5 protein-coding genes, 1 tRNA gene and 1 pseudogene (1 of these 7 running past the window's edge) are annotated in these 2,537 nt (G+C 34.3%); 4 read left to right on the forward strand and 3 right to left on the reverse strand.

Annotated elements, in window-relative coordinates; all coding sequences use genetic code 11:
• A partial coding sequence (locus COU51_00225) for a hypothetical protein (protein ID PIR67122.1) occupies positions 1-276 on the forward strand: 276 nt, incomplete at its 5' end.
• Between the two features lie 22 nt (positions 277-298).
• A complete protein-coding gene (locus tag COU51_00230) occupies positions 299-703 on the forward strand; it encodes a YraN family protein (GenBank protein PIR67123.1) in 405 nt (134 codons plus the stop codon).
• 1 nt (position 704) lies between these two features.
• Here the strand turns inward: COU51_00230 and COU51_00235 are convergent, their stop codons facing one another.
• On the reverse strand, positions 705-1,175 hold the full coding sequence (locus COU51_00235) for a hypothetical protein (GenBank protein ID PIR67124.1): 471 nt from the start codon (positions 1,173-1,175) through the stop codon (positions 705-707).
• A 101-nt stretch (positions 1,176-1,276) separates the two neighbouring features.
• Between COU51_00235 and COU51_00240 the strand changes: the two genes are divergently transcribed.
• On the forward strand, positions 1,277-1,729 hold the full coding sequence (locus tag COU51_00240) for a hypothetical protein (protein PIR67125.1): 453 nt from the start codon (positions 1,277-1,279) through the stop codon (positions 1,727-1,729).
• A gap of 144 nt (positions 1,730-1,873) precedes the next feature.
• On the opposite strand, the gene COU51_00245 is transcribed toward COU51_00240, so the two are convergent.
• Both COU51_00245 and COU51_00250 read right to left on the reverse strand, forming a co-directional pair.
• Positions 1,874-1,955: transfer RNA gene (locus tag COU51_00245), tRNA-Leu, on the reverse strand.
• A gap of 10 nt (positions 1,956-1,965) precedes the next feature.
• The gene (locus COU51_00250; GenBank protein ID PIR67128.1) at positions 1,966-2,253 is read right to left on the reverse strand and encodes an endonuclease; all 288 of its coding nucleotides are present in this window, start codon (positions 2,251-2,253) and stop codon (positions 1,966-1,968) included.
• A gap of 85 nt (positions 2,254-2,338) precedes the next feature.
• Here COU51_00250 and COU51_00255 point away from each other — a divergent pair.
• Positions 2,339-2,537 (forward strand): annotated as a pseudogene (locus COU51_00255) (chromosome partitioning protein ParA) (it continues 566 nt past the right edge of the window).

Here is a 2,537-nt window from a genome sequence, read left to right on the forward strand (position 1 = left end):
AAAAAAGAAAAAAATAATTTTGTTTTACGTTTTAGCGCAAAATATTTAAAAAAATGGTTTATTCTCTCTGGCGCGCTTGGTTTTTTGTTGCTTATGTTCAGCTATGAGCGCGCAGTATTTTTGAGCGCTCGATTTTGGTTTCTTATTTGGGGTGTTGGTTTTGGTGTCTGGTTGGGATTTATAATAAAAAAAATAAAAACTTTACCGGATAGAAAAGATGAATTGAAGCGCCACGCAGAGTATAATAAATATTTACCAAAAACAAAAAAGCGATAACATCGTAATAGATATTTGATAAATGTTATCGGTATTTGTATATTTGTATGAGCGTAATATGACGGAAGCTAGAAAATCTTTAGGCAAGTTCGGCGAAAACCTCGCCGTTTCTTTTTTAAAAAAGAAAGGATATAAAATTTTGGAAAGGAATTTTGTAATCAGTGGTTTTGGTGAAATTGATATTATTTGTAAAAAAAAGGATAGAGTTATCTTTATTGAGGTTCGGACAAAAAGTAATTTGTTATATGGAACGCCGGAAGAAAGTATAACGCCAAAAAAACAACAGAAATTAATTAATTTAGCGCATTTATATTTGGATATAAAAAAATGGCATTTTAATAAATTTGCCATTGACGGAATATTTATTGAAAAAAAAGGTGAAGAATATGAAATTAGGCATTTGGAGAATATGTTGGAGTGCGATTAGACTATAATGCAACTAAAAATATCAAGAGAAAGACGACTTGCAAGAGCAAGCCGTTTTTAAATGACAAATCATACCGCTCTGCAATTAAATCATGGTTTTTAAAATGCCATTTATGTATGACGCGTAAAAATTTTGGCGCATTCGGTAAGCTAAGCTCATATATTCCTATTAAAACATCTGGAATAATTGCGCCGATAAGAGCCATACTTGTCACAAGCTTTGTGTGATAAATCCCTAGATTAAATATTAAAATTACGAAGATAACGGTGGCTATGGCGTTCAACATTGTGCCTGCCATTGCTTTTTTCATTGATAGTTCTTTGTTTTTGTATCTTTTGTACATATGGCTATCTCCATGAGGGATAACATCTAAAATAATATGGCTTATAAGTCCACATATAAAGGCTAAAATCGGATTGCCTGTTGCTTGACCTACGAGAACGCCAGCCCCAGCATGTACTAATAAATTCATAATAATATGATTGTTATTAACTTAATAATATATCAATTTTAAGAAAATGTCAATTGATATAAAATATAATTTATGGTTAAATTATATGAAAGGAGGATGATTTGAGTAAATTTCAGATATTTTTTTTGGGCGTTATAACAATGGCTACGGCCGCTTGGTTCTTTATAAGTCCTTCATACATCGTTTTGGTCGTGACTTTGGGGTGGAAATCGTTTTTGATATTTCCGTTGTTTTACGGACTTATTGCCTGGCTCATAATATATATTTATGGTGATGTTGATATGTCGATAGATGTTTTTATCAAAGATAAGATAAAAAACCCTCGCCTTAAAAAGAAGTTACTGAAAATTTATGGAAAAAGCAGATTTTTTGCTTTGTGCCTCACAGCCTTTACTCTTTGTCCTTTGGTCGCGCCTATTTTAGCAAAACTTTGTATAAAAAATAAAAACAGAGCATTATTGGCAGGAATTTTATTGAACATTACGACAACGACAATTTGGATACCGATTTATCTTTTTGGCTGGAAAGCAATAAAGGCGATAATGGGAGTATAATGTCAAACTTGTTTTTATTCTATAGAATCAATAAAACTAAGCCGTCGAGCTTAGTTTTTTCGATGGTGCCGATGGTGGGAATCGAACCTGCCTGCCGGCAGGCAGGCCCACATGCCCGAGGGCACACGATTATAAATATTCAAATGCCGATGGTGGGAATCGAACCCACATGCCCGAGGGCACACGATTTTGAGTCGTGCGCGTCTGCCAGTTCCGCCACATCGGCATTTGAATATTTATAAAGACTTTAAGAATTCTTTTCCGAAACCGGATTTTAAATATTTTTCTTTTGATCTCGCCTCCCGTCTGCTTAAAAAGTTTTCTTTATAGATTAATAAAAAAGGAGCATATGGTTTTGTTGTTTTTTCTTTCCCTAAATTATGTTGAGATACTCTACGCTCTAAATTGTTCGTTAATCCTACATAAATATAATTTTTTGTAAGCTTTTTATAGCGTAAATAGTAGTCATATTTTTTTAGTGCGCGCCTGCCTGCCGGCAGGCAGGTCTGCCAGTTTCGCCACATCGGCATATCACTCCATATAGATATATATTAGCATAAATTGACCCTTTTGTCAATCTTTTATTATTCTGATATAATATTAATAATTATGGCTCAGGTAATTGCTGTTGTGAATCAAAAAGGAGGAGTGGGGAAGACAACGACAAGCGTAAATCTGTCGGTATTTTTAGCTGCGCTCGGAAAGTTTGTCCTTTTGATTGATTTGGACCCGCAAGCAAATGCTACATCCGGGCTTGGAATAAATCATTCATCTACGGATAAAGGTATTTATGAGGTTTTGAGTGGAG

The organism is Parcubacteria group bacterium CG10_big_fil_rev_8_21_14_0_10_36_14 (assembly GCA_002772895.1).
Taxonomy (GTDB): domain Bacteria; phylum Patescibacteriota; class Patescibacteriia.